Source organism: Shewanella sp. SM20, assembly GCF_025654545.1.
GTDB lineage: Bacteria > Pseudomonadota > Gammaproteobacteria > Enterobacterales > Shewanellaceae > Shewanella > Shewanella oncorhynchi.
Map to the genome: position 1 here is coordinate 23,581 of NZ_JAKKRK010000020.1, position 24,573 is coordinate 48,153.

Here is a 24,573-nt window from a genome sequence, read left to right on the forward strand (position 1 = left end):
GTGACGTTTCAGGGTTCTGTCTTGCTTCCTTCTCAGGAAGCCCTCATACAAAGAATGCATCATGTTGCCAGTTATAGCGATCAGCTGCTGGTGCTTTCTGGTGTCAGCGGTTCAGGAAAAACGACCTTAGTTACCGGATTAGCGACCGATTTTGACGAGTCAAATGCGGCATTTGTGATTTGTCCTATGCATGCCGATAACGCTGAGATACGCCGCAAAATTCTAGTCCAGCTAATTTCATCCCCTATTTTTGACGACGACATTCCCCTCGCCGATACCCTGTTACGGCTTGCGAGCACGCAAACTAAACCCCTACATATCATTATCGATGATGCGCATTTATTGCCTAAGGCGCTATGGGCTGAGTGTATTATTCTCAATCAGATCCAGTGTGCGGGTAAGAATATTGCCGTCACGCTCACGGTTCCACCGGCATTCTTAGCGGACCTATTGCCACAATTACCCGAGCAATTGCGGCGGCAAATATTACCTATCAGTATTGAGCCGTTAGCCATGCCAGAGCGTGAAGCTTTGTATCAAACATTACTGAGATACAGCGATCAAAACCCTTTTACGCCAAGGGAAATCGTACGCAGTCAGCTTGAGAAGCAAACGGGTACGCCGCAAGAAGTGGTCAATCTGTTAGATAAAGCCTTGCATAGCCCGCAAGAGAAAACATCTTCTTGGATGAAATATAAAGCTGTGATGGTGACAGCTGTGAGCATGTTGTTAGCGCTAGGTATTTGGCTTGGTGTTACTCAACCATTTTCTGAAGAGCAAGCCATAGAGACTGCGACTTTTCCTGCGATAGATTCACCCGCTTTCTTGTCCTATGGGCAAAAAATCTTAGCCCCCTATTTTGCTCTGCGCGCTGAACAATTAAAGTTTGCGGCCGTAACCGTGAAAGTTAACGAACTAGATACATCCAAAGCCAAAACAGAACAGGCTGTCGATCCATTAAGTGAATTTCATGGTGAGGCACCACATCCAGAGCCTGATGATGCAGCCTTAGTGAGTGTTGGTGAAGTGAGTAGCAAGTCTTTTGGTGATGATGAGCCTCAAGCTAAAATGGTAGATGTTCAGTCTCCAGCGCCAGAGGCTGCAAAGGTTGATAAAACAGTTTTGGAACCGCAAAAGCCACTCAAAGGTTATACCGTACAAATAGCGAGTGTTGCTCAGTTAGATACCCTGAGTTCGACATTAAAGAGTCTTGAGAATGTCGAGGGCGTTCGAGTCGCAAAGTATAAACAGCGGTGGGTTGTTCTCGTTGGTCACTACAGCAGTAGCAAATTGGCTTCGAATGCGGCGGCTCAATTGGTTAAGGAGTATCGTTTTGAGCAACCTTGGGTCAGAAAATGGGCCGATTTGAAAGATTATCAAGTAGAAGAAAGTCTCTCAAATCGTGAAATTTCAGAATAAACAGAGTACAATCATGACCTTTATTTTTGTCGGCATTCATCAAGTTAAATGATAAAAAAACACAGAGCCTTCCTTAAGTGGGCTGGCGGTAAATTTAAATTGGTGGATGATTTAGCCAGTTATTTACCCGCAGGAGACCGTTTGGTCGAGCCGTTTGTGGGTGCAGGATCCGTTTTCTTGAATACGGATTATCCTAGCTACCTGCTCTGTGACATTAATCAGGACTTGATCGAGTTATATCAGATAGTGAAGCATCAACCAGAAGCATACATTGCCGCAGCTAAAGCATTGTTTGTCGATGAGATGAATCAAAAGGAAGCTTACTATCAGGTGCGAACCGACTTTAATAAATGTCGCGACCCTTTCCAGCGTTCTGTGTATTTTCTTTATTTAAATCGCCATGGTTTTAATGGCTTATGCCGTTATAACCGTAAGGGTGGCTTCAATGTGCCCTTCGGCTCCTATAAAAAACCTTATTTCCCCGAAAAGGAAATCTGGGCCTTTTCTGAAAAAGCGCAACGTGCTGAGTTTAAATGCATTGGTTACGAAAAAGCCTTTGAGCAGACACGCAGTGGCGATGTTATCTATTGCGATCCACCTTACGCACCGTTATCTACTACATCCAGTTTCACGACATATGTTGGCGCAGGTTTTAGTTTAGACGATCAAGCACTGCTGGCTCGTCATTCGCGCCATACCGCGTTAGAGCGTGGTATTCCGGTATTGATTAGTAATCACGATATTCCATTAACTCGCGAGTTATATCGCGGCGCGCATTTAGCGAAAATTCAAGTGCAACGCAACATTAGCCAAAATGGCAGTGGTCGTAACAAAGTGGATGAGTTGATGGCGCTATATGATGAAAACTACGATCCAAAAGACGACTAGTTTCAACATAAATAACGTTTAGCTAAGCACTTGTCCTACGAGAAACATCAGACTTGCCACTAGGATAACAGCTAACACTATGCCCATCACTATGTAGGGCAATGGGGAACTGGTTTGAAAATCTTTTTTACGATTTTCGCTAGTTTGTACCCCGAAAAAGGCGGCAACGGTACTGTGGAATACTTGCCAAATGCGGCTAAGCATTAATAGGCGAGATGCGACGTAGTGGGCTTGAGATCATCCATAGGTTTATCTTGATGACCATGTAATAGCTCAAGTAGATCGACAAAGTGGAACTGACTCGAACGGTTTTTACCTGTAAGCCACGTTTTCCAGCTTAAGGTTTGTGCTTGATCGGCGCAGCGATTATTAGGGTGGCTACTGGGCAGTGCATTGTTGTAACGAGTGTCATTGCTACAAGCGCAAGATGCAGTTTCGGTATTTTCCGTAAGTTTTTCAACGCCAAAAGCTAGCGTGGCCACTACAACTGCAGTAAATGCCAACATCATAGATGACTTGAATGTCACCGACCTAACATAGTGTGAAAACTGACTAAACCGTTCCATCATAACGCTTCCTTTGGAATGAACCAGCACTGCGCCTCGAGTATAACAAACTCGCTTAGTTTATGAACAAAAAATTATCAATTCCAGCCAAAATGCTCGGAAATATTAGCTTATTTTACCGAATCTAAGCCCCAATTTACTGCGATAGCTGCAGAGTGTGCTGCTTTGCTGACATAGGCATAGCGGATCAATTGCCAGAAATGTGGCTTTAGCTATAGAGGCTTAGCTTGGCTCAGGGTAAAATAAGGCACTTTTTATCCAAATAGCAGCGAGTGTTTTATGCGTCCATTCTTGATTGCTCCATCAATTTTATCTGCCGATTTTGCCCGTTTGGGTGACGATGTAAAAGCTGTGTTAGATGCGGGAACCGACGTAGTACATTTTGATGTGATGGATAATCACTATGTTCCTAACTTAACGATTGGCCCTATGGTGTGCCAGGCACTGCGTAACTACGGTATTACCGCTGATATTGATGTGCATTTGATGGTCAAGCCGGTTGACCGTATCGTGCCTGATTTTGCTAAAGCGGGCGCGTCTATTATTACTTTCCACCCAGAAGCCTCTGAGCACGTCGATCGCACTCTTCAGCTCATCAAAGAGTGCGGTTGCAAGGCGGGTCTCGTGTTTAATCCTGCGACACCACTGCATTATCTTGACCATGTGATGGATAAACTCGACGTGATCCTATTGATGTCAGTGAACCCTGGTTTTGGTGGTCAATCCTTTATTCCATCAACCTTAGATAAGCTGCGCCAAGTGCGTGCGCGTATTGATGCCAGTGGGTTCGATATTCGCTTAGAAGTCGATGGCGGCGTTAAGGTCGACAATATCGCCGAAATCGCGGCCGCCGGTGCGGACATGTTTGTTGCGGGCTCGGCTATTTTCGGCAAGCCCGATTATAAGGCCGTTGTTGATGAGATGCGTGCCGAACTTGCTAAAGTTGGGGCATAGCCATGTGGGATAAGATTAAAGCGATTGCGTTTGATCTAGATGGCACGCTGATTGACAGTGTGCCTGACCTAACCGTTGCCACGCAGGAAGCCTTAGCCGAGTTAGGTTTGAAGAGCTGCTCTGAGGCCCAAGTGCGTACTTGGGTCGGTAACGGCGCCGAAATGTTAATGCGCCGTGCTATGAGTCATGCTTTGGGTACGGATGTTGAGCAGACTGCGCTTGATACGGCCATGCCGATTTTTATGCATCATTATCAAGAAAATCTTGAAAAGCACAGTGCGCTGTATAGCGACGTGCATCAAGTGCTGCAAACTTTGTTTGATGCAGGCTTTAAGTTAGCGGTTGTCACTAATAAACCCTATCGTTTTACCATGCCATTACTCAATGCCTTTGGGATTAACGACTTTTTCAGCTTAGTGTTAGGTGGCGATACCTTAGCTAAGATGAAGCCTGACCCTTTGCCGCTGCAGCATTTATTGCATGAGTGGCAATTGGAGAAAACTGAGTTATTGATGGTCGGCGATTCTAAAAACGACATTTTAGCGGCGAAAGCGGCTGGGATAGCGTCAATCGGCTTGACCTACGGCTACAACTACGGTGAAGATATTGGGCTCAGTGGCCCAGATGCCGTATGTGAGCAATTTAGTGAGATTCTGAACTGGGTAAAACCTACCAAGTAATGGAGGGTTACCTGTTCTTTAGTCGATTTTTTTAGTCTTTTTATATATAGATAGTGGAGCAATGACGTAATGACCAAACCCATAGTACTCAGCGGTGCACAGCCGTCCGGCGAATTAACCATAGGTAACTACATGGGTGCATTGCGTCAATGGGTTGCGATGCAAGATAGCCACGACTGCCTGTATTGTGTAGTTGATTTGCATGCCATTACCGTGCGCCAAGATCCTAAAGCATTGCGTGAAGCGTGTTTAGATACCTTAGCCCTGTATTTGGCCTGTGGCGTAGATCCTAAAAAGAGTACAGTGTTTATCCAGTCACAGGTGCCACAACATACGCAATTGGGTTGGGCATTAAACTGCTATACCCAAATGGGCGAGTTGAGCCGCATGACTCAGTTTAAAGATAAATCACAAAAGCACGCTAACAACATCAACGTGGGTTTATTTGGCTACCCAGTGTTGATGGCGGCGGATATTCTGATTTATCAAGCGAACGAAATCCCTGTTGGCCAAGATCAGAAACAACACCTTGAGTTAACACGTGATATCGCTACTCGTTTTAACAATGCCTATGGTGATACTTTCACCATTCCTGAGCCTTTTATTCCTGAGCTTGGCGCTAAAGTCATGTCACTGCAGGAGCCGCTAAAGAAGATGTCTAAGTCAGACGATAACCGTAATAACGTTATCGGCCTGCTAGAAGATCCGAAATCAGTGCTGAAGAAGCTGAAAAAAGCCATGACAGACAGTGATGAGCCGCCAGTCGTGCGTTTTGATGTGGATAATAAACCGGGTGTTTCTAACCTGCTGAGTCTCATGTCGGGTGTGACAGGGCAAAGCATTGCGAGCCTAGAAGCCGAGTTTGAAGGCAAGATGTATGGCCATTTGAAAGGTGCAGCAGGTGAAGCGGTTGTGAGTATGTTAGAGCCACTGCAAGAGCGTTACCGCGCGATTCGTAGCGATCGCGCTTACTTAGACCAAGTGATGAAAGCTGGTGCACAGAGTGCGCAGGCGCGCGCCGAAGTGACCCTGAAGAAAGTGTATGAGAAGATTGGTTTGTTAGTGTAATCAATCGATCGATAAATTAAGCCGACGTTCGCGTCGGCTTTTTTGTGCCTGTAAATTCATCCTAAGCCTGTGATTTTAGCCAAGATGAGAAAGCGGCAATCGCAGGTTCTGATAAACGGCGTTGCTTACAAAAGAAGGTAAATTCAAATCCGGTATGCACATCGGGCAGATTCAAGGCGACTAAACGCCCCGTTGTGATATCGCCAGCCACCATAAAGTCCGGCGCTAGGGCTAAGCCTTGGCCAGCAATCGCCGCTTCAATCGCCATCACAATATGACTAAACACATGCTGTTGTTCGTTATCGAGTGGTATTTGGTGCGCCGATGACCACTTATGCCAGTCGAGTCCGAGCGGGCCTTCATCAACCACCAGTAGAGCTTGTTGCTGGAAATTACTCAGGCTTATGTCGCGCCATTTAAGGTAAAAACTGGGGCTGCATACAGGAATTAAACGCTCTTTGTGCAGTAACTGTTGCCAATAGCCACGTTGATTTAGCTTACCGGCGATGAAGATATCCGCGGTGCTGGTGCTTAGGTCAGGATCTTGGGTGATCATCTCGAGGCGAATTTTCACGCTCGGATATTGGCGGCGAAAATCGGCGAGTCTTGGGATCAACCATTTTACTGAGAATGAGCTGTAAACGGCTAGGCAGAGCTGTTGATTTGGCGTATCGCGTACTTTTAAGTTGAGGTCGCTTAACTCGTTGAATATCCTCTCTAACTCTAAAAATAGTCCGTGCCCCTTAGGCGTTAACTGCAGTTTACGCCCCTGACGGTCGAACAGTAGCTCGCCAAAATACTCTTCTAATACTCGCACTTGGTGCGACACTGCACTTTGGGTGATGCACAGTTCATCGGCGGCCTTAGAAAAATGCTGCTGTCTGGCGGCAGCTTCAAACACTTGTAGAGCGCGTAATGGCGGGAGCTTTCTCATGATTTTCAATATCTAAAGGCTTTAGTATGAATTTAATTCATCTAGCATGAGAAAGCATCATTTCAGCTTAAGTTTTGCGAGGATTATCATGCCGCCATTGAGATTTATGGATGTTAAAAAATGCAACGCCCAGTAGTTATTGGTTTGATTTTATTGATAGTAGGTAACCTATTCAGTGCCTTCTATGATGTATCGATCAAGTGGTTACCGGACGATGCGAGTGCCTCGACTTTCCTCCTTGTCAGGCAAATCTCTTCAGTATTTATGTTGTTGCCAGTGTGGCTGTATTCGCAGCGTCCGATGACGACACATATCTCAGTTCACCTTTGGCGTGCCAACATAGGCTCAGTTGGCGCGCTTTTTTTAATTATTGGCTTAATGGCATTACCGCTCGCGACAGTTAGCTCATTGTTTTACTCCGCACCGCTAATGATTATTTTGATGGGGTATTTCTTCCTGAGCGAGAGGATCACCGCTGTTCAGACAATCTGTACTGGCTTAGGTTTTGTCGGCATCTTGATTATCCTGCGACCGAGTGAAATGAACTGGTTCGGCATTGCTGTGCTGTTTTCTGCTTTTACCTTTGCAGTGAATCAGTTAGCACTTAAAAAAGTGCCCCATGCTGAGCATCCCGTGCTAACACTAATGCTATATAACTTGTTGGGTATTCCGGCAACTTTAGTGATTGCAGCGTTTCAGGGGATTGAGGGTTTGAGTTGGGAGCTGGTGGGCGTGGCCTTGCTGAGCAACGCATTTTTATTGGTTTATCACTGGTTTTGTGTGCTGGCTTACCGCAAGGCCCAGGCGAGTGATATCGCGATTGCGGAATACACAGGCTTGTTGTTTATTGTCTTTTTAGGCTGGTTGTTGTTCGATGAATGGTTGGATAACTTAAGTTGGCTCGGTGCCGCCTTAATCGTATTGCCTTCGTTGTTTTTACCTTGGCTAGGATCGCTCCTATCAAAATCGGCACCTAAGATAGCGGATACACTCACGGGAAAATAACAGCGAGGGTTTAAGCCTAAGTGGGCGAGTTGGCTCACCACTTAGGCTCAAGTTTTAAATAGGTAAACTGCAAAATTACTTAGCATACTCAAATACTTTCACCACTTTACGCACGCCAGCAGTATTACGGGCGATATCAACAGCTAAGTCTGCTTGTGAGCGATGAATAACCCCCAGCAGGAAGACTTCACCATTTTCAGTGATGACTTTAATGCGAGTCACATCCAAATCTTTTTCGTTCAGCATGCGGCCCTTCACTTTGGTTGTTACCCAAGTGTCATTGCTGCGGGTGGTGAAAGAGGTTGGATTGCCAATGCGGATTTGATTATGTATTTTGCCGCCGAGCTTAAGATCTTGTACGACCTTGATGGCTTTATCCCTTAACGTAGAGTTAGGGGCTTGGCCTATCATAAGTACATTGCCATTGACGGATACACCTGTGATATTTGTTTGTTTTTTAAGATCTTCTTGCTCTAGCAGTGCGCTGGTGATCTTAAAATCAGTATTGGTATCATCAAGCTGAGTCTTAACAGTACGTTCGTCGTTGGCCATCATAGCGCCACTGACTGCGCCCACCATAACGGCACCGGCGCAGCCTTGAAGCAGCAAGCAAACCATTAACAGCGGGGCAGCGTGTCTCATTGCTGCTCGTCCTGTGGGAAGAGGGTGCGGTCAATATTGTCACACAGGCAATGGATCACCAGTAAGTGCACTTCTTGGATACGTGCAGTGACATTTGAAGGTACGCGGATTTCCACATCGTTCACGCTCAGTAGGCCAGCCATAGCGCCACCATCTTTACCTGTTAGCGCTACGATAGTCATGTCGCGGCTTAATGCGGCTTCAATGGCTTTAATCACGTTACCTGAGTTACCACTGGTCGAGATTGCTAGCAGAATGTCGCCCGGTTGACCTAAGGCAAAAATCTGTTTTGAGAAAATCTCATCATAGCTATAGTCGTTGGCGATAGCTGTGATGGTTGAGGTATCGGTAGACAGAGCGATGGCCGGTAAGGGTGGACGTTCAATCTCGTAGCGGTTTAGCAATTCTGCTGAGAAATGTTGCGCATCGCCAGCACTGCCGCCGTTACCGCAAGCAAGGATTTTATTGCCACCCAAAAGACAGTGCACCATCATCTCGGCCGCTTTGGCGATGGATTCTGGCAGTGCTTCGGCTGCATCGATTTTTGTCTGGATAGATTCAGTAAAGCTGTCTTTAATGCGTTCTAACATGGATAAATCCTTTCAGGATAAAGTGTTGCTATCATGCCATATTTCCACAAGCGTGTTGAGGCACAGACGTTAAAATAATTTGTGTAGTCACTCTTTCACTATTGGCACTTAAAAGGCATCGACTAGCCAATGAATTTGCTCGGCTTCCATGGCGATGACATCGAAACGACAGGGCACATCGAGTCTATTGAGTTGTAAATAGTGGCTAGCCGCTTTGCGAATTCGCGAAATCTGCGCGCTGCTCAGGGCCTGTAATGCGCCGCCATATTGATTTGCCGAACGATACTTCACTTCGACAAATACCCAATGGTTTTTATGGCGCATGATTAAATCAATTTCCCCAAACGGATAGCGGACATTACGTTCGACAAAAGTTAAGCCTTGTTGTTCAAGGTAACGTTGGGCGTGCGATTCTGCCTGCTGTCCGAGTGTCATAACTGGCGGAAGCTACCTCTTTCATAACGTCCCCAGCTTAATTGGCGGTTGACTATACCATCTGGACTGACAGATAAAGCACCACTGCGACCATTGAATTGATAGCCTGTGAATGAGCGCATTTGCGCCAAACGGCCGATCAAATCCATTGCATCATAACCCATAACAAACAAACGTTTCTGACTGTTATTCCAGCCCGAAAATAGTGTGTTGACCATCAGATTTTCTTCGCCGTTTTGCATTAGCCAAGGTGCGTCGCTTAGGGTCAGGTTATTTAAATCCTGCGCCGTTTGTGTGCTTTCATTTTCAACTCGGCTGCGGCTTGAGGTATATAAAGGCACAGGTTGTGTGAAAACGCTAAAGTTTACGTCGATAAAGGCCTTGAGCAGGGTTAGATCCTGTGGCGTTGAAATCATATAAATGGCATCAATATCTTGGCGCGAGCGGAAGTCGGCTTGTACTGAATTGCCTAACAGCTCTTTAATACGGGCGATCCGCTCTTGGCTATCGCGCACGCCAAGGGCATCTTGTACTGTGGTGCGCATTTTATCACCGCCATCGAAGTAGTGAACTTCGACAGGGTTATCGCTCTTCTTTTTCCATGCTTGAATAAAGCTTTCGGCCATGCGTTTGCCAAGGGCATCGTTACTGGCCAGCAGTAACGGCATAGTTACACCATCTTGATATAAATGCTCCGCCGCATCGGCCGCCTCTTGTGCGGGAGATAATGCAAAGTAGAACTTATTCGGATCGGGGGTGAACTTATCTACTTGATTTAAAAATAGTTGTGGCACAGGCGTAGCAGGTGCTGTATTGGCCGTTTTGTCTGGGTTAGCAGTATTAGTCACCGTATTGGTGGCGGCTGTGTTTGCCGCATTGATCACTTGCAGTTGTTCAATTTCCGTAGGCAATAATGGGCCAATAATAAATTCGGCTCCCGCAGTTAGCGCCTGTTGGTAAGCGCTGGCAGCATCGTTTGCCGTGTCATAAAAGTTGACTGCGACTTGGTCATTTTGCTTGGCCATGTAACTGGCTAATATGCCTTGGCGAATTGCATTGGCAGCGTTAGCTCTTGGGCCCGTCAGCGGCAACAGCACCGCAATGTTTTTTGGCGTAAATGGCTTAGCATTTAAGGCTCTGTCAAGATCGGCGGGTAGCTTAGCCGCTGCAGGATGATAAGGATTTTGTTTCTGCCATTCGCCTAAGTAGCGTACCAACTGTGTCGGATCGACAGCATAATGCTTCGCGATATAAGCCAGTTGCAACCAACCCGTAAACACAGGAGTCTTAGCATCTTGGGTAAAGGCTTTTAAGGTTTGTTCGTGCATTGGCTGCAGAACTTGCCAAATCGCGTTATTCACCTCGTTGGCTTGGGCGGGGGGCAAGTAAGTCGTCAGTAAACTCAGTTCACGCACTTGCTCAATAGGCTGTTTATTCAATTGGTATAAATGCGCCTTGAATTGGTGATAAGCCGTCATCTGCCAGCTTGGCAAACTCCAATTGCTTGGATAATTCAGAACTTTAAGTGCATCACTATAGGTGGACGTGTGTTCAAGCACGCGCGCGGTCAAGTATTTATGTTCGGCCAGAAATGTTGGGCTCTGATTCAAGCTTGGCTGTATCGATTTTAGTAGCTTCTGCGCCGCTGCGTAGTCGTTGGCATTGATATAGGCATGGGCTGCGAGCAGCAGATTAGTATCGCGCTGCTGCGGATCTTTGCTATTGGCGGCTTGTGCCAAATACACATTGGCCGACAAAGGTGCGGATGCTAAAGAGGTAGCCACTGTGGGTGCAGTTCCGGTCGAGGTGGGCGTTGAAGTGCCACAACCCGCCAAGATTACCGATAAAATGGCCACGGAAACGAACTTAGTTGTATTCAGGCTTTTTAACACTGGGCTTCACTCTGGTAAGATGCAGCCTCTAGTTTAACCTTCTCTCGCGCTTGACGAAAGTCTTGGCACTGTCATTACAGAGGTATATATGGACCAAAGCGTCGCACTCTACATAGTTCCTACTCCCATAGGTAATTTGGGCGATATGAGCTCACGGGCAATAGAGGTGCTGAATCAGGTTTCATTGATCGCCTGTGAAGATACTCGCCACAGCGGTAAGTTATTGAGCCACTTTGGTATTACCACAAAAACTACGGCGCTGCATGACCATAACGAGCGCGCTCGTGCCCAGTGGATTGTCGATCAGCTTGCGGCTGGGTTGTCGATTGCATTAATTTCAGATGCGGGTACCCCGTTGATTTCCGATCCGGGTTATCACTTGGTTTCCCATGTGCGCCAATCTGGGTTTAATGTGATCCCCTTACCCGGCCCTTGCGCGGCAATTACCGCCCTGAGCGCCTCGGGTTTGCCATCGGACCGTTTTTCTTTCGAAGGTTTTCTGCCCTCAAAAGAAAAAGCCCGCGCCGATAAGTTATTGGCACTGAAAGAAGATCCGCGCACGCTGATTTTTTATGAATCACCGCACCGCATCGAGCATAGCTTAACGACTATGGCCGAAGTGCTGGGCGGTGATCGCCATGTCGTCATGGCGCGTGAAGTGACCAAAACCTTCGAAACTTTTTTATCCGGTCCTGTCTCAGAGGTGCTTGCCACCGTAAGTACTGACCCGAATCAGCAGAAGGGTGAAATCGTGCTTATGGTGCATGGCTACCATTTGAGTGATGACGAAGCGATTCCCACCGTCGCTATTAATACGCTCAAACTCTTATGTGAGGAATTGCCATTGAAGAAAGCCGCAGCAATTGCCGCGCAAATTCATGGACTTAAAAAGAACGCTCTGTACAAATACGGTCTAGAGTCTGATTTATAAGCGCTAAAACGGTTACGTGCGGATTATCTGTGGTGCATCAGGGTGGCTTAGGCTATAATCCGCGCCGAGTTGGCCAGACAGTCGCCGCGTTCGCAAGAACGGGGAGGAAAGTCCGGGCTCCAAAGAGCGGGGTGCCAGGTAACGCCTGGGCGGTGCGAACCGACGACAAGTGCAACAGAGAGTAGACCGCCTACCTGATTTATCAGGTCGGTAAGGGTGAAAGGGTGCGGTAAGAGCGCACCGTGCGGCTAGCAATAGTTCGTAGCAAGGTAAACTCCACCCGGAGCAAGACCAAATAGGGTTCCGTATGGCGTGGCTCGCGTTGGAACCGGGTAGGTCGCTTGAGCCTGTGAGCGATTGCAGGCCTAGATGAATGACTGTCCAAGACAGGACCCGGCTTATCGGCCAACTCACCTCATTCAACAAAAAGCCTGTTTGTCGTAATGACAAACGGGCTTTTTGTTATCTAGCGTTAGGTTTATTCGCTGTATTTTGTTTGTTGTTGCGCCATTGCAGTGGCGAGCATCCATGTTGTTTCTTAAAGGCTTTTGAAAATGCACTACAATCGTGGTAGCCCAGCGCGGCACTGATAGCGGTAATACTCATTTGACTCGCACTAAGGTACCAACAAGCTTTAGTTCCCTTAACATGTGCCACAAGATCCTTAAAACTTATGTTTTGCGTTGTCAGGTGGCGTTGTAGGGTTCTTTTATTCATCTTGAGTACGGTAGAAATACTGTCCAGTAATGACTGATTGGTTTCTATTCCCTGTGAAATTAAGCTAATTATTTTGCGTTCGAGGTTATCAAAGGGTTGGGTTGCAAGATTAATGTAATTTTCTAAATATTGACTTCTCTCTTTGCTATTGAATATTACGGGATAATCGAGATATTTTTTATCAAAAATAATTCTATCTGCATCTTGATTGAATTTTACATCCGTTTTAAAAATGTGGCGATAAATTTTAATGTCAGAAATTGCACTATGGGATAATTCAAGCCTGATGGCATTAAATTGATTCCCTATGAATAAAGTCAGCATCCTGTAACATGCCCCCAGCGCTAATTCTTTGACTTGTTTTAATGGGATGGTATTGGTTGCGTATTCAAAGCGAGTGATGGATGCGGTATTGCCTATTTCACTTAATATCCAATTTTCTGCGGGAGAGTGGGCAGACATATATCGCTGCACCGTATAGATTGCTTCTTTTATTGTGTTGCAACTCGCCATTAATAATCCTAAAGGCCCAAGCATCTCAATATTTTGTCGCTGTGATAGTGTGAGTCCCAAATGGGGCATATTAAGTTGATCGGCACTAATTTCTAGTAGCTTTTGCATTGAATTGAATGAAATGAGTTTTTCATGGGTTTTAAGATCGTCAATGCATAAGTTCACCTGTTTTAACAGCGCATGAGTATCACCCTGTAAAGATGTCATTAGCTCGGCATAACCTTGAAGAGATCCGCTGCGGATCAAATATTCCTGCTCCATTGGCCTCTTTCCTCGGCACAGTTTTGCTGTCTTATATTTTCCATAAAATCCACTGCGAAATTGTTACATCACTGTTTTTATTGTTTATTTCATGTTTTTAAATGTCGTCAAATGACAAGAATTTTGAATTAGCAAAGCGTAATCTAAATGTTGTTACCTTACAAGGCAGGTTGGACTAATAACAATAACAAGGCGAGGCTTAGGATGCAATTTGACATAATTATCAAAAATGGACTCTATTTTGATGGCATGGGGAATACTGCCACAATTCAAAATATCGGTATTAAATCCGGCAAGATTATGCGAGTGAGCGATACGGCTCTAGATGAATCTCAAAGTCACCGAGTGATAGACGCCAATCACAAGTGGGTCATGCCTGGTTTTATTGATAGTCATACACATTATGATGCAGAGCTTATCGTAAGCCCGAGCCTATCTGAGTCAGTGCGTCATGGGGTAACGACGGTGCTGGTGGGTAGTTGTTCATTGAGCATGATTTGCAGTGATTATGAAGATGCCGCCGATATCTTTACCCGAGTAGAGACTGTGCCGAGGGAAAAAGTGTTACCTATTTTAAAGCAGCATAAAACCTGGAGTACACCTAAGGAATGGGTTGATTTTGTTAAGGGGCATCCGCTTGGACCAAATGTCATTACTATGTTGGGTCATAGCGATTTAAGAGTCGGTGTTATGGGGCTATTAAGGGCCACCGATCGTAATGTTGTGCCTAGTGCTAGTGAAATCAAAAAGATGGAGGACTTGCTCGAGGAAGCGTTAGAGATTGGTTTCATTGGACTGTCGACTATGCGGTTAAAGTGGGACAAATTGGATGGTGATAGGGCTTGGTCTAAAAGCTTGCCGAGTACCTATGCGCCATGGAAAGAGATCTCGCGTCTAAATGCGCTGGTGCGCAAGTTTGATCGTGTGCATCAAGGGGCGCCGAATGCTGCCGCTATATTGCAAGTTAATCAGTATATGCGTGAATGCATGGGACTGTTTAAAAAGCCGTTAAAAACAACGTTAATTAGTCGAATGGATCTAAAGGGCAGTGTTTATTTAAGCAAGATCACTAATATTGCGGCGCAAGTGACTAATTTCTTTAGGGGGGATTTTCGCTGGCAAGTGTTGCCTACTCCTTTTACCGTTTATGCCGATGGCATTGATGTGGTGTTCTTTGAAGAGTTTGGCGCGGGTGAGATGGCTTTAAACTTAAAAGCCGAAGTGGAGCGTAACGCATTATTAAAAGATGAAACCTATCGCAGAAACTTCAGGAAGTTTTATGGGGAAAAGTTAAGTCCGAGAGTGTGGCAGCGGGATTTTGGCGACGCGATTATTTTAGATTGTCCCGATAATAGCATCATAGGCAAAAACTTTTCTGAGGTGGCTAAGAGCCGTAATGTGCATGTTGTTGATCTATTTCTTGATTTAGTCGTTGAATTTGGCACTAAGCTGCGCTGGTACACTACAGTCGCGAATCATCGAAAAGACGTGCTGAAGAAAATGGTCGGGGATGATAAGTCGCTGATCACCTTTAGCGATGCTGGTGCGCATATCCGAAATATGGCTTTTTATAATTTACCGCTAAGAATGCTGAAGTTAGTTAAAGAAAGCATGGATGAAGGTAAAGCAATTATGACCATGGAAAAAGCGGTGTCGAAGATGACTGGTGATCAGGCCGATTGGTTTGGTATTGACGCTGGGAAAATTCGTCAAGGTGATCGAGCTGATATTGTCATTATTAATCCTGAGTATTTTAATTTGGATTTAGAGCAGGTCAGTTGGGCTGAAATGGAAAACTTTGATTTACAACGTTTGGTCAATCGAAATTCACATCTAGTTGATACCGTAATAATTAATGGCAACATAGCTTTTGAAAATGATGAAATTAATCATGATTTAGGTGTGGTCAATGCATTTGGTCAGTATTTACCCGCAAAGTAATTTATAAAATTATCTCATTAGGGTGATATCAAATATTGAACGATGGCACAAAGCCTTGTGGAAATGTGTAGAGCTTCTGTAGATGGGAACGGTTTTAATTACAGAGTGCAGGTTATTATATTAATCGATGGCTGCGGGATAAAAAATAATAAATTTATTATCACAGCAAGGAGAGGGAAAGGATTATGCACATGCAGAAAAAATTACTTACCACAGCGGTGACGTTAATCTTGGGCGGTAATATAACTAATATCTACGCTGCAAATAAACCGAATATATTAGTGATTATGGGCGATGATATTGGTTATTGGAATCTCAGTACCTTTAACCAAGGTATGCTGGGTTACAGCACACCTAATATTGACAGGATCGCCAAAGAAGGCGCCAAGTTTACATCCTATTATGCTCAGCAGAGTTCGACAGCGGGCCGCTCGGCATTTATTACTGGACAAATGCCTATTCGTACTGGGCTGAGTAAAGTTGGTTTTCCAGGGGCGAAGGTGGGTATTTCAGAGCAAGATCCGACCATGGCTACTTTGTTGCGAAATCTGGGCTATGCCACGGGCCAATTTGGTAAAAATCATTTGGGCGATCGGGATGAGTATTTGCCAACTCGACATGGATTCGATGAGTTTTACGGCAATTTATATCACCTCAATGCCGAGGAAGAACCGGAGAATGCGGATTATCCTAAAGATCCCGCGTTTTTGAAAAACTTTGCGCCAAGAGGGGTGTTGAAAGCAACCGCAAAAAGTGCCGAAAAAGACAGTCCTAGGGGCAGCGTAGCGCCAACTCCGGGTGATGTGGTTGATACTGGCCCTTTAACGCGTAAGCGCATGGAAACAGTAGATGATGAGTTCATGTCTGCTGCTGCTGATTTTATGACCCGTCAAGTGAAGGCTGATAAGCCATTCTTTATGTGGGTGAATCCTTCTAGAATGCATAATTGGACGCATGTTCCCCCTGAATACAAAGATAAAACGGGCTTAAATACTTATGCTGATGGCATGCTGCAGCATGATGACCAAGTGGGGAAGCTACTCGATAAAGTGGGGCAGTTAGGCATAGACGATAACACTATCATTATCTATACCACAGATAACGGTCCTATGATTGCCACTTGGCCTGATGCTGGCATGGCACCGTTTCGCGGTGAAAAAAATACTGGCTGGGAAGGCGGTTTTAGGGTGCCTGCGATGATTAAATGGCCTGGGCATGTTCAACCGGGTTCAGTGATTAGGGAGATGTTTGCCAGTGAAGATTGGTTTCCTACATTATTGGCCGCTGCTGGTGACGCTCAAGTGAAAGACAAGCTGCTCAATGGCTATAAAGTTAACGACATAACTTACAAGGTTCATCTTGATGGCTTTGACCAGAGTAAACTCATCGAAGGTAAGGGGGCAACCGCACGGGAAAACTTCTTCTACTGGAGTGATGATGGCGACTTATTAGCTATGCGTTATGGCCGTTGGAAGATACATTTTAACATTCAGAAAAGTAACGGAATGGATGTGTGGCGTGAGCCTTTTACTCAGCTACGTGCGCCCTTGCTCTTTGATATGGAAACCGATCCTTTCGAACGTGGAGACACTGGAATCGGATACGAACGTTGGTGGTATGACCATGCATTTATTATGATGCCAGCACTGGCGGAAGTCGCCAAAATGAAGCAAACATTAGCCGCTTACCCGCCCAGGCAAAAGCCAGCAAGTTTTGTAAAGTAAACAAAGTAACGTGTGTTCATGTGTCCTGCGTGCGATTGCATTCAGGGCACTTGTTTTATTGGATTAATTTAAATGGTGTTATTTCCATGAAAAAGAGCACGTATATGCCTGTGATTCCCTTATTGACAGCCAAGAAAGATTTGAGTGACACCCCAGAATATGTGCGACGTTTTCATGCGATGGCTAAGCCTAGTGGTTCGAAATGTAATATTGATTGTCAGTACTGTTTCTATCTGCATAAAGCTGAGTTGTTAGGGCAACCGAAGCAGACATATATGTCCGATGATACACTGGCATTGTTTATCGAAAATTACATTAACAGCCAAGATGGCGATGAAATAGTGTTCTCATGGCAGGGCGGTGAGCCTACCCTCATGGGGCTGGATTTTTTTAACAAAGTCGTCCAGCTACAGAAAGTTTACGCGCCTAGTAATGTAAATATTAAAAATGACTTACAGACTAATGGCATTCTACTTGATGATAACTGGGCGATTTTCCTCAAAGAGAATGATTTCCTCGTCGGCTTGTCAATTGATGGTCCACAAGCATTACATGATAAATATCGCGTCACCCGTAGCGGCAAACCCACATTTGAGCGAGTAATGGCTGCGGCTGCTGTGCTGAGAAAGCATCAAGTTCCCTTCAATGCCTTGACCGTCATCAATCGTCATAATGTGATGTATCCGTTAGAGGTTTATCGTTTTCTTACCCAAGAACTCGGCGCCACCTATATTCAATTTACCCCTTGTGTTGAGGCGAATAATTTTAAGCAAACCGCACCACAATTTTGGCAAGAGCAGATGTTACCTATCATAGGTACGGAGCTTGCTAAACCTGGGCATCCTATGTCTGTGGTCACTGATTGGTCTGTTGATCCCGATGAGTGGGGGCGCTTTTTGATAGCCGTGTTTGAAGAGTGGGTGAACCATGATTTAGGCCGAGTATTAGTGAACTTATTTGAGACCGCAGTTGCGCAGGTGATGGGCTTGCCGGCTCAAATTTGCGTGATGGCGGAGTTTTGCGGCAAAGGCATTGCGGTAGAGCACGATGGCAAAGTGTATTCCTGTGATCACTATGTTTATCCTGAATACGAACTTGGCGACATTGCCAAAGACGGTTTGAATGATCTGGTTTTTTCGACTCGCCAAGAAGCCTTTGGGATGGCAAAGCGCGATAATCTGCCCAGTTATTGTTTACAGTGCTCGCATCTCAAATTGTGCTGGGGAGAATGTCCTAAAAATCGTCTCATTCGAGCACCAGATGGCGAGCTTGGTTTGAACTACTTGTGTTCTGGATTTCGTGCTTTTTTTGATCATGCTACGCCTATACTCTACGGCATTGCAGCGTTACTGCAGCAAGCGAATAAGTGACGTATTGATAGGGTAGGTAAAAATTACTCAATGCAGGTAACATCTACAGTTAACTTGGAGGGTTAATAGAAATAATGGAGTTCTAACCTTTTGTTTTTATGTGTTTATATTGTTTGGTATAGCCATTGCATTGGTTTGTACGCAAAGTGCAGCATCTTGTTGCATTGCACAGTGTTCACCAAGGAGGCTTTTTATGGCCAGTTCAAAAAGCGTAGCAGAACAAACTAACAGTAAAGATAGCGGTGCTTTAAATTCACCCACAACAGCGAAAGCAACTGAAGTGACGCACCATGCAGTTGATGCAGTGGCAGAGAAAGCCGCAGTTGCAGAAGACACTTTGCGTAAAACGGCGGCTAGCTCACAGGAAACTCTGGCGCTCAAGCAGGAGGAAATCAAATTACAACTGCAAAGTTCTTATAGCAAAACCCGTGAGTTGGCAGCGCAAAATCCATTGGCTACAGCTGGGATTGCCTTTGCCGCTGGCGTGGTATTAACGGCTTTATTGCGCCGTCGCTAAGGTGGATTTATGCAAAACCGTGCAAGGTCAGAGGCGCCAGAACAAAGGCCCGTCCAGCATAGTGCGCAAACCGCCAAAACTGGGCAGACAGCATCAGCTGCTGCCCAGCATAAAGTTATTGATCAGGCAATGGAGCAACTGGCTGAAATAGCTGTTCTTAGTAGTTCAGTGAAGCAAGCCTATCTCGAGCAGTTGAAGTTGGCTGGGAAAATAGCAACGGCAGAATGGCGGTTAACAGGGCGTAGCCTGATTATTGCTGCGGCTTTAGTCGTCTGTTTTGGTACTGGCATTACGTTATTCTGGGGCAGTATTTTATTGCTGTTGGGCTATATGCTGTTTCAATTGAGCGGTTCGTTATTGGCCACTGTGATCTCTTTGGTGGTGCTACAGTTTGTTTTATTGCTTTGGTGTTGGCGTAGTCTTGGCTATGTGCTGTCACAAACTGGCTTTTCGAAGACTTGGCAGCAATTACAGCTTTTGCTCTCGACTCGAGAGTCGGAACATCAAAAATAGGAGGCGCGACTATGCTAATTCAACAGTTACTTAAAAAACAGCAGTTGAAGCTGACTGTGCTGACGGAACAAGGCCAGTTGCAGCATGATTTGTTACTGATGAGGAAACGACAATTAGCGCAAAGCAGTCGTGATTTTATAGGGTCGACACCAGGTTTAATCGTCAGTTTTAGCCTTGGCTGTCTGTTTCAAATGCGCCATAACAGCACTGTAAAACTACTGCGTAGCACTTTTGGCTTGCGTTGGATTACCAAACTCATCGCTTGAGAATGATGTAAATGCTGTGATTTTTACCTTAATGATTTCCATTGGTGTGGGTTTCGCTGCTATTAGTTGTCGTCAATGCCGCTACAATTATGCCTCGAGTCAGTAAGTGTAAGTATTTTGCTTGTTGTATAGGACAAGGTGTGGGACTGGCGATAAGTTGTTGAATTTGGCTTAAATAAAGAGCCCATATGCTATGGGCTAATGTGTAGCTTGGAATAATAAATTCGTCAGTGTTGAAGGTGTTGATCAATTTATTTTCGATATGTTGCACAAGTTTAGTTTGTAATTGTTTAGTTGCTGCATCGAGGTCGCTACCTAGTCTAAATGACATGGAGCGGCGAAACATGCTGTTTCGGCTAAAAGTAATAAGCAGTTTTTCCAATGAGGGTGGTGTGTTAGTTGAAAGCCAGTCTTCGGTTGACCGTAGATCTTCAAAGATATTTTCAAAAATATTTTGATGTAGTGCAATAAGAATATCCAACTTGCGTTTGAAGTAGCGATAAAACGTCGTGCGCCCGACATCGGCTTTGTGCGCAATATCTGCCACTGCAATATCACGATAATCTTGTTGTTTAAGCATTTCCTTGAAAACGTGGAGAACCTTGAGCATCGCTCGTGGGCTTTGTTCTATGCGCATGTGGGGCTTGGTGTGCATACTGGATTTTGCTCCAAATTCAATTCAGGCGTTTGATTATACATTAGCCTCAATGGCTCTTGTGTTGTGATTTTTGCTTAAGTGGAACAGATAGGCTCAGGTGTACCATTTGAAACATTCGGGCGAGTTTGTGCCTGATGGTTAGGAATAATGGGCTTTATAGTGACGGTCATAGGGTTAACTGCAACGACAGTGTTACCTGAAATATGAAATTGTCACTACCGATGGAGAATCTGTGATGAGTGAAAATATTGAAGCGGCTCAAAGTGATAAAACAAATAATCCAATCAAGCACAAATTAAGAGTAGGTATTTTCCTTTATCCCGGCATGACGATGCTCGATGCCTATGGGCCACTACAGTTTTTAGCCTTTGTGCCATCATTTGAAACCTTCACTTTTGCGAAAACCAGCACGCTATTACCCTGTGATGCGGGCGTTAACTTACAGCCTAATTACGATTTCGATAATTGTCCGCCGATAGATATCCTTTTAGTGCCTGGGAGCGCAAATCCTTTGGCGCAAATACAGGATGAGCAAGTCATTTCTTTCTTAAAATGCAAGGGGGAGCAAGCACAATACATTACATCTGTATGCACTGGTGCCTTGATTCTTGCGGCAACAGGTTTACTTAATGGTTATCGTACGACCACTCACTGGGCTTATGCTTCAGTGTTGGTACAATATCCTCAAATTACCTTTGAAAATAAACGTATTGTGATTGACCGTAATCGGATCAGTGGCGGCGGTATTACTGCAGGGCTCGATTTTGCTTTGGCACTCATTGCCAATATAGAGGGTGAACAACAGGCTAAAACACTGCAGTTATTGTTTGAATATGATCCTAAACCTCCCTTTAATTGCGGTTCTCCCATATTGGCAGACGCTTCTCTGGTACAGAGGGTTGAACAGGAGGTCAGGCAGATAGCGTCAGGATTATTTTAGGCCACAAGGCGCCAAAGATTGTCTTAAAAAGTACATAGTTCATACGATTATTATGTACCTTAGTTTAAAAACTGCTTTTCACTAGGAATCGCCATTCCCAGCTGTTTACTGACTCGCCGCCCGTATAAGGGAGTGAAAAATCAATATGGGCTACGTTGCCATAGCTGGATCGAGAGGAATAAATCCGCGCGCCTATGCCTATGCTACCCAGTGGTCCGCTGACTTCGTTATTCTCGGCGAGTTGGCCGCCGGAGGCTTGACCCAGATCGGCAAAGACTGCCCAGCCTAATTCAGCCAGTTGGTATAAGTTGATATTGGGGTAATTGCGTATCTCGGCGGTCAGTAACCACTGATTATCCCCTTGTTGGTATTCGTTTGGATAACCGCGCACGCCAGTTTCATCCCCTAATCCTTTTGTTAGATCCAGATAAGTGTTCTGTGAAAGGCTAGCCCAAGCTTTGCCATAAGCCGTCCACTTAGGATGAATTTGATAGAAGTATTCGGCTTGAATATCGACCTTATAAGTATCTTTTTGGGTGGTGCCGATAGTGCTTGTCCCCCCCATTTCTAACAGCCACAGTTGATCGTTAAACTTATACCCGCCAGTGCTTTGCCAGTTAACGTGGTAGCCTAAGGGATTGTTATCACCTATATCATTGGTTTCTATGCCGAATTGTACATAGTGATGCCAACCTAAGTTAAAGTCTTCATTGTTGGTGATCAGGTGAACATTATTCAGTACGTGGAAATCATCTTCGATAAACTCGTAGGCGACCCAAGGGTACATAAAGTCCCTGTCTTGAGGGAGCATGGAAGTAGGATAGCGCTCAGAATGGGCAAACTCGTGCTTGTCTTGGGTGACACCAGTAATAAAGCGAGAAAGGTGCCGACTGTTTTTATTAATTAACCAGCCATATTGCAGATTGAGATAGTCGACTGTGTGTGTGAACTCATTCACCTCTTGTCCATTTTGTCTGAGGGTATCTGTACGGTTATCGTCTAAAAACTCCGCCGAATACATGGTACTCGTATTGAGGGAATAGAAGGGCTTACTGACATAAACGTGTTTAGCTTGGCCGTCGCTATTGTCGTAGAACTCAGCGGCAACTGTGCCGTGCTCAATAATGCTGAGCGGCGCTTCGAAAGCAAATTTATAGCCATTCCGGGATTCATTAGATTGATATTTAAGTCGAGTGCGGATCCCAGTTCCAAGCAAGTTGTCTTCTTTGAGCCCGAAGGAGTAACGGGTGTCGCCACCTGAACTACTTAAACTCGCTGTCGGTAATAATGACCAATTATCCCAGGTCTCCACCACCACGGACTCAACGGATGGATCGACATCGGCTTGGGGATCTTTCTCGGCGATATAAATTTTGGCGTCGCGAATGTAAGGCACTGCGCGTAACAGGCGTTGGGATTCGTCGAGATCTTTTTGTGTAACAGTATCATTTTCGCTGAAGGTTAGATTATCGAGAACCACATATTCTTTGGTATTGATATGCAGGGCGTTAGCCCAGCGGTGAATGAAAAAAGCATCGGGATCTGACTCATCAAAAATGGGGTTGTTGACCACCACAATCTTGCTGACTTTTTGTTTTGTTTGATCTTGGTTTGCGGGATCGGCGAGCTTAGCCTCTTCTGCTTGGGCAACCCTGATTAGGTTGCCAACACAACAAGATAGGATGCATGCATACTGAAAAAATTTCTGCATAAAAGGCCACTCCCATGAAATCGACGACTGCAGCGAAAACAATTTCACGTTGCAATTCACAATTTAATAACACATGGAAAACGAGTGTTAGTCAAGGAAACATTTTAATAAGTTTCTTATTTTACTTAAGGTTAGCTTAAGACTATCTTGAGGTGGCGGCTGGGCGCGGGCTCCAGCCGGATTAGCGATTGTTACAGTGTACGCCTAGGTGGGACAGCGACGTTAGCAAAGATGAGCCCCGCAATCAGCGACATAAAAATCAGAAAGATTTGCGAGCCTATGTGCGACTGATTGAGCATGGTCTCACCTGAGATCAGTGCATTGAGTCCGATATAGGTTTTACTGCCGGGGACTAAGATCACTATTCCCTGCAACAGGGCGATGGAGGCTGGCGCCTTCATCCAGCGGGCGAAGAGGTTAGAATAAATTCCTACTGCCAAGGCACCAAAGAAGATCCCCACCGAATCACCAAAATAATGTCCGCCGAGCATGGCTGAGAAAAACGCCACTATCCCAGCCAATACGCCCCAAGGCGAATCTTGCATCCTTGCTTTGAAGATAAAAACCAGCGCCATAGATAGAATCGGAACCGCCGACCAAATTGCCCAGCGAGGTAAACCCTCAGGTTCTATGTGAATCGCTTCGCCGAACATAGCCTTACCGATTGCCATGCCGAGCACTGCACCAAAGTACAGCTTAAATAATTGCATGCTCGCATCCATGATGCGCGCCGTGCCAGAAATTAAATCCCGTGCGGCGAGTTCGGCTAAACCTAAGGTTAAGGCTAAGCCGGGAATAAAAATAATAATGGAGGAGAGGATCACTACTGGGATATTAATATTTGGATCGATACGCGCTATGCCACAGGCTGCGATAGCGCAAAGGATAGTGGCGAAGGGTTCGAGCACTTCTGCCATGCGGGCAGAGCGTTCGGCACGATATACCAAGCCATAGACGAATAAGCCTAATAATCCTGACCAAAATACATCGTTCCAACCCGTGCCCATCAGCATAGCGAAAGCGGCGGCAGAAGTTCCAAAAGAAAAGCAAGTTAATACAGGGCCATAGGGGTTGGGTTTATTGGCGATTTCTTCTAAGCGATCTAAGGCCTCGGCCAAAGTGCGTTTACCTGAGGTTAACTCATCGACCAATTCATCGGTGCGGGCGAGTGAACCTAAATCGAGTTCACCGGGCTTAACGCGAGCTGCATGGTTATATTCTTGATCGGTATCATGTTGCAAAACGAAGGTCATCGACGTTGGAGATATAAGGAAATAGCCTTCGATACCTAAGGTGCGAGCAACGGTTTGTAAGTGGGTTTCTAGACGATAAGCGGGTGTGCCAAACTTATGCAAGGCTTTGCCTAGCTTTATGATAAATCTGCGTTTTTCGATAAACTCGTCGTTATCCAATCGGGGTATTCACTGTATAAAAAGTT

At 45.4% G+C, this 24,573-nt stretch carries 25 protein-coding genes and 1 other RNA gene; 15 read left to right on the forward strand and 11 right to left on the reverse strand.

Annotated elements, in window-relative coordinates; translation table 11 throughout:
- Window positions 1-1,419, forward strand: coding sequence for an AAA family ATPase (locus L5M18_RS10080; RefSeq protein WP_263196805.1), 1,419 nt, complete (start codon window positions 1-3; stop codon window positions 1,417-1,419).
- Between the two features lie 48 nt (window positions 1,420-1,467).
- Window positions 1,468-2,307, forward strand: a complete 840-nt coding sequence (locus L5M18_RS10085) for a Dam family site-specific DNA-(adenine-N6)-methyltransferase (protein ID WP_131525404.1) — start codon at window positions 1,468-1,470, stop codon at window positions 2,305-2,307.
- Window positions 2,308-2,325: 18 nt separating this feature from the next.
- Here the strand turns inward: L5M18_RS10085 and L5M18_RS10090 are convergent, their stop codons facing one another.
- Window positions 2,326-2,511 carry a DUF2970 domain-containing protein gene (locus L5M18_RS10090; RefSeq protein ID WP_105250532.1) on the reverse strand — a complete coding sequence of 62 codons (186 nt, stop codon included), beginning with the start codon at window positions 2,509-2,511 and terminating at the stop codon, window positions 2,326-2,328.
- Window positions 2,511-2,876 carry a hypothetical protein gene (locus L5M18_RS10095; RefSeq protein ID WP_105250531.1) on the reverse strand — a complete coding sequence of 122 codons (366 nt, stop codon included), beginning with the start codon at window positions 2,874-2,876 and terminating at the stop codon, window positions 2,511-2,513. The genes L5M18_RS10090 and L5M18_RS10095 overlap by 1 nt, the downstream gene beginning before the upstream one ends.
- Before the next feature lie 276 nt (window positions 2,877-3,152).
- Here L5M18_RS10095 and rpe point away from each other — a divergent pair, with 276 nt between their 5' ends.
- The 3 genes from rpe (at window position 3,153) to trpS (ending at window position 5,575) form a co-directional block, all read left to right on the forward strand.
- Complete coding sequence (rpe, locus tag L5M18_RS10100; RefSeq protein ID WP_012090481.1) at window positions 3,153-3,827, forward strand: ribulose-phosphate 3-epimerase; 675 nt, start codon at window positions 3,153-3,155, stop codon at window positions 3,825-3,827.
- 2 nt (window positions 3,828-3,829) lie between these two features.
- A complete protein-coding gene (locus L5M18_RS10105) occupies window positions 3,830-4,507 on the forward strand; it encodes a phosphoglycolate phosphatase (protein WP_263196807.1) in 678 nt (225 codons plus the stop codon).
- Between the two features lie 69 nt (window positions 4,508-4,576).
- Window positions 4,577-5,575: a tryptophan--tRNA ligase gene (gene trpS, locus L5M18_RS10110; protein WP_113941452.1), complete on the forward strand. Its 999-nt coding sequence runs from the start codon at window positions 4,577-4,579 to the stop codon at window positions 5,573-5,575.
- A 61-nt stretch (window positions 5,576-5,636) separates the two neighbouring features.
- On the opposite strand, the gene L5M18_RS10115 is transcribed toward trpS, so the two are convergent.
- Window positions 5,637-6,509 carry a LysR substrate-binding domain-containing protein gene (locus L5M18_RS10115; protein WP_263196809.1) on the reverse strand — a complete coding sequence of 291 codons (873 nt, stop codon included), beginning with the start codon at window positions 6,507-6,509 and terminating at the stop codon, window positions 5,637-5,639.
- Window positions 6,510-6,629: 120 nt separating this feature from the next.
- On the opposite strand from L5M18_RS10115, the gene L5M18_RS10120 reads away from it, so the two are divergent.
- Window positions 6,630-7,514, forward strand: a complete 885-nt coding sequence (locus L5M18_RS10120; protein ID WP_263196810.1) for a DMT family transporter — start codon at window positions 6,630-6,632, stop codon at window positions 7,512-7,514.
- Window positions 7,515-7,589: 75 nt separating this feature from the next.
- On the opposite strand, the gene dolP is transcribed toward L5M18_RS10120, so the two are convergent.
- The 4 genes from dolP to L5M18_RS10140 form a co-directional block, all read right to left on the reverse strand.
- Window positions 7,590-8,156, reverse strand: coding sequence for a division/outer membrane stress-associated lipid-binding lipoprotein (dolP, locus tag L5M18_RS10125; RefSeq protein WP_105250526.1), 567 nt, complete (start codon window positions 8,154-8,156; stop codon window positions 7,590-7,592).
- On the reverse strand, window positions 8,153-8,746 hold the full coding sequence (locus L5M18_RS10130; protein WP_105250525.1) for a phosphoheptose isomerase: 594 nt from the start codon (window positions 8,744-8,746) through the stop codon (window positions 8,153-8,155). Before L5M18_RS10130 ends, dolP begins: the two co-directional genes overlap by 4 nt.
- A 108-nt stretch (window positions 8,747-8,854) precedes the next feature.
- Window positions 8,855-9,181 carry a YraN family protein gene (locus L5M18_RS10135; protein WP_263196811.1) on the reverse strand — a complete coding sequence of 109 codons (327 nt, stop codon included), beginning with the start codon at window positions 9,179-9,181 and terminating at the stop codon, window positions 8,855-8,857.
- Window positions 9,178-11,073, reverse strand: a complete 1,896-nt coding sequence (locus tag L5M18_RS10140; RefSeq protein ID WP_263196812.1) for a penicillin-binding protein activator — start codon at window positions 11,071-11,073, stop codon at window positions 9,178-9,180. The genes L5M18_RS10135 and L5M18_RS10140 overlap by 4 nt, the downstream gene beginning before the upstream one ends.
- 88 nt (window positions 11,074-11,161) lie before the next feature.
- On the opposite strand from L5M18_RS10140, the gene rsmI reads away from it, so the two are divergent.
- Complete coding sequence (gene rsmI, locus L5M18_RS10145) at window positions 11,162-12,004, forward strand: 16S rRNA (cytidine(1402)-2'-O)-methyltransferase (protein WP_263196813.1); 843 nt, start codon at window positions 11,162-11,164, stop codon at window positions 12,002-12,004.
- Between the two features lie 65 nt (window positions 12,005-12,069).
- Window positions 12,070-12,421: RNase P RNA component class A (gene rnpB / locus L5M18_RS10150), an RNA gene on the forward strand.
- 45 nt (window positions 12,422-12,466) lie between these two features.
- Here the strand turns inward: rnpB and L5M18_RS10155 are convergent.
- Entirely contained in the window at window positions 12,467-13,495 is a 1,029-nt protein-coding gene (locus L5M18_RS10155) for an AraC family transcriptional regulator (protein WP_263196815.1), read from the reverse strand.
- Between the two features lie 204 nt (window positions 13,496-13,699).
- Between L5M18_RS10155 and L5M18_RS10160 the strand changes: the two genes are divergently transcribed.
- The 6 genes from L5M18_RS10160 to L5M18_RS10185 all read left to right on the forward strand — a co-directional run bounded on the left by L5M18_RS10160 (window position 13,700) and on the right by L5M18_RS10185 (window position 19,826).
- Window positions 13,700-15,436: an N-acyl-D-amino-acid deacylase family protein gene (locus L5M18_RS10160; protein ID WP_263196817.1), complete on the forward strand. Its 1,737-nt coding sequence runs from the start codon at window positions 13,700-13,702 to the stop codon at window positions 15,434-15,436.
- Window positions 15,437-15,621: 185 nt separating this feature from the next.
- Complete coding sequence (locus L5M18_RS10165; protein ID WP_411569185.1) at window positions 15,622-17,160, forward strand: arylsulfatase; 1,539 nt, start codon at window positions 15,622-15,624, stop codon at window positions 17,158-17,160.
- A gap of 86 nt (window positions 17,161-17,246) precedes the next feature.
- Window positions 17,247-18,530 (forward strand): anaerobic sulfatase maturase, encoded by a 1,284-nt coding sequence (locus L5M18_RS10170; protein ID WP_263196820.1) that lies wholly within the window; start codon window positions 17,247-17,249, stop codon window positions 18,528-18,530.
- A 193-nt stretch (window positions 18,531-18,723) separates the two neighbouring features.
- Window positions 18,724-19,047, forward strand: a complete 324-nt coding sequence (locus tag L5M18_RS10175) for a DUF883 C-terminal domain-containing protein (protein ID WP_113941447.1) — start codon at window positions 18,724-18,726, stop codon at window positions 19,045-19,047.
- 9 nt (window positions 19,048-19,056) lie between these two features.
- Window positions 19,057-19,560: a hypothetical protein gene (locus tag L5M18_RS10180; RefSeq protein WP_263196821.1), complete on the forward strand. Its 504-nt coding sequence runs from the start codon at window positions 19,057-19,059 to the stop codon at window positions 19,558-19,560.
- Window positions 19,561-19,571: 11 nt separating this feature from the next.
- Window positions 19,572-19,826, forward strand: a complete 255-nt coding sequence (locus L5M18_RS10185; protein WP_113941445.1) for a hypothetical protein — start codon at window positions 19,572-19,574, stop codon at window positions 19,824-19,826.
- Between the two features lie 28 nt (window positions 19,827-19,854).
- Here L5M18_RS10185 and L5M18_RS10190 read toward each other — a convergent pair whose 3' ends face one another.
- On the reverse strand, window positions 19,855-20,481 hold the full coding sequence (locus L5M18_RS10190) for a TetR/AcrR family transcriptional regulator (protein WP_263196822.1): 627 nt from the start codon (window positions 20,479-20,481) through the stop codon (window positions 19,855-19,857).
- A gap of 238 nt (window positions 20,482-20,719) precedes the next feature.
- On the opposite strand from L5M18_RS10190, the gene L5M18_RS10195 reads away from it, so the two are divergent.
- Complete coding sequence (locus L5M18_RS10195; RefSeq protein ID WP_263196824.1) at window positions 20,720-21,424, forward strand: DJ-1/PfpI family protein; 705 nt, start codon at window positions 20,720-20,722, stop codon at window positions 21,422-21,424.
- 64 nt (window positions 21,425-21,488) lie between these two features.
- On the opposite strand, the gene L5M18_RS10200 is transcribed toward L5M18_RS10195, so the two are convergent.
- Both L5M18_RS10200 and L5M18_RS10205 read right to left on the reverse strand, forming a co-directional pair.
- A complete protein-coding gene (locus L5M18_RS10200) occupies window positions 21,489-23,135 on the reverse strand; it encodes a hypothetical protein (RefSeq protein WP_263196826.1) in 1,647 nt (548 codons plus the stop codon).
- Window positions 23,136-23,326: 191 nt separating this feature from the next.
- Complete coding sequence (locus L5M18_RS10205) at window positions 23,327-24,547, reverse strand: threonine/serine exporter ThrE family protein (protein WP_105250515.1); 1,221 nt, start codon at window positions 24,545-24,547, stop codon at window positions 23,327-23,329.
- Window positions 24,548-24,573: the final 26 nt, after the last annotated feature.

Coding starts and splice junctions, on each gene's coding strand:
- L5M18_RS10085 (WP_131525404.1), top strand. CDS start 1,468: ATGATAAAAAAACACAGAGCCTTCCTTAAGTGGGCTGGCGGTAAATTT.
- L5M18_RS10090 (WP_105250532.1), bottom strand. CDS start 2,511: ATGCTTAGCCGCATTTGGCAAGTATTCCACAGTACCGTTGCCGCCTTT.
- L5M18_RS10095 (WP_105250531.1), bottom strand. CDS start 2,876: ATGATGGAACGGTTTAGTCAGTTTTCACACTATGTTAGGTCGGTGACA.
- rpe (WP_012090481.1), top strand. CDS start 3,153: ATGCGTCCATTCTTGATTGCTCCATCAATTTTATCTGCCGATTTTGCC.
- L5M18_RS10105 (WP_263196807.1), top strand. CDS start 3,830: ATGTGGGATAAGATTAAAGCGATTGCGTTTGATCTAGATGGCACGCTG.
- trpS (WP_113941452.1), top strand. CDS start 4,577: ATGACCAAACCCATAGTACTCAGCGGTGCACAGCCGTCCGGCGAATTA.
- L5M18_RS10115 (WP_263196809.1), bottom strand. CDS start 6,509: ATGAGAAAGCTCCCGCCATTACGCGCTCTACAAGTGTTTGAAGCTGCC.
- L5M18_RS10120 (WP_263196810.1), top strand. CDS start 6,630: ATGCAACGCCCAGTAGTTATTGGTTTGATTTTATTGATAGTAGGTAAC.
- dolP (WP_105250526.1), bottom strand. CDS start 8,156: ATGAGACACGCTGCCCCGCTGTTAATGGTTTGCTTGCTGCTTCAAGGC.
- L5M18_RS10130 (WP_105250525.1), bottom strand. CDS start 8,746: ATGTTAGAACGCATTAAAGACAGCTTTACTGAATCTATCCAGACAAAA.
- L5M18_RS10135 (WP_263196811.1), bottom strand. CDS start 9,181: ATGACACTCGGACAGCAGGCAGAATCGCACGCCCAACGTTACCTTGAA.
- rsmI (WP_263196813.1), top strand. CDS start 11,162: ATGGACCAAAGCGTCGCACTCTACATAGTTCCTACTCCCATAGGTAAT.
- L5M18_RS10155 (WP_263196815.1), bottom strand. CDS start 13,495: ATGGAGCAGGAATATTTGATCCGCAGCGGATCTCTTCAAGGTTATGCC.
- L5M18_RS10160 (WP_263196817.1), top strand. CDS start 13,700: ATGCAATTTGACATAATTATCAAAAATGGACTCTATTTTGATGGCATG.
- L5M18_RS10165 (WP_411569185.1), top strand. CDS start 15,622: ATGCACATGCAGAAAAAATTACTTACCACAGCGGTGACGTTAATCTTG.
- L5M18_RS10170 (WP_263196820.1), top strand. CDS start 17,247: ATGAAAAAGAGCACGTATATGCCTGTGATTCCCTTATTGACAGCCAAG.
- L5M18_RS10175 (WP_113941447.1), top strand. CDS start 18,724: ATGGCCAGTTCAAAAAGCGTAGCAGAACAAACTAACAGTAAAGATAGC.
- L5M18_RS10180 (WP_263196821.1), top strand. CDS start 19,057: ATGCAAAACCGTGCAAGGTCAGAGGCGCCAGAACAAAGGCCCGTCCAG.
- L5M18_RS10185 (WP_113941445.1), top strand. CDS start 19,572: ATGCTAATTCAACAGTTACTTAAAAAACAGCAGTTGAAGCTGACTGTG.
- L5M18_RS10190 (WP_263196822.1), bottom strand. CDS start 20,481: ATGCACACCAAGCCCCACATGCGCATAGAACAAAGCCCACGAGCGATG.
- L5M18_RS10195 (WP_263196824.1), top strand. CDS start 20,720: ATGAGTGAAAATATTGAAGCGGCTCAAAGTGATAAAACAAATAATCCA.
- L5M18_RS10200 (WP_263196826.1), bottom strand. CDS start 23,135: ATGCAGAAATTTTTTCAGTATGCATGCATCCTATCTTGTTGTGTTGGC.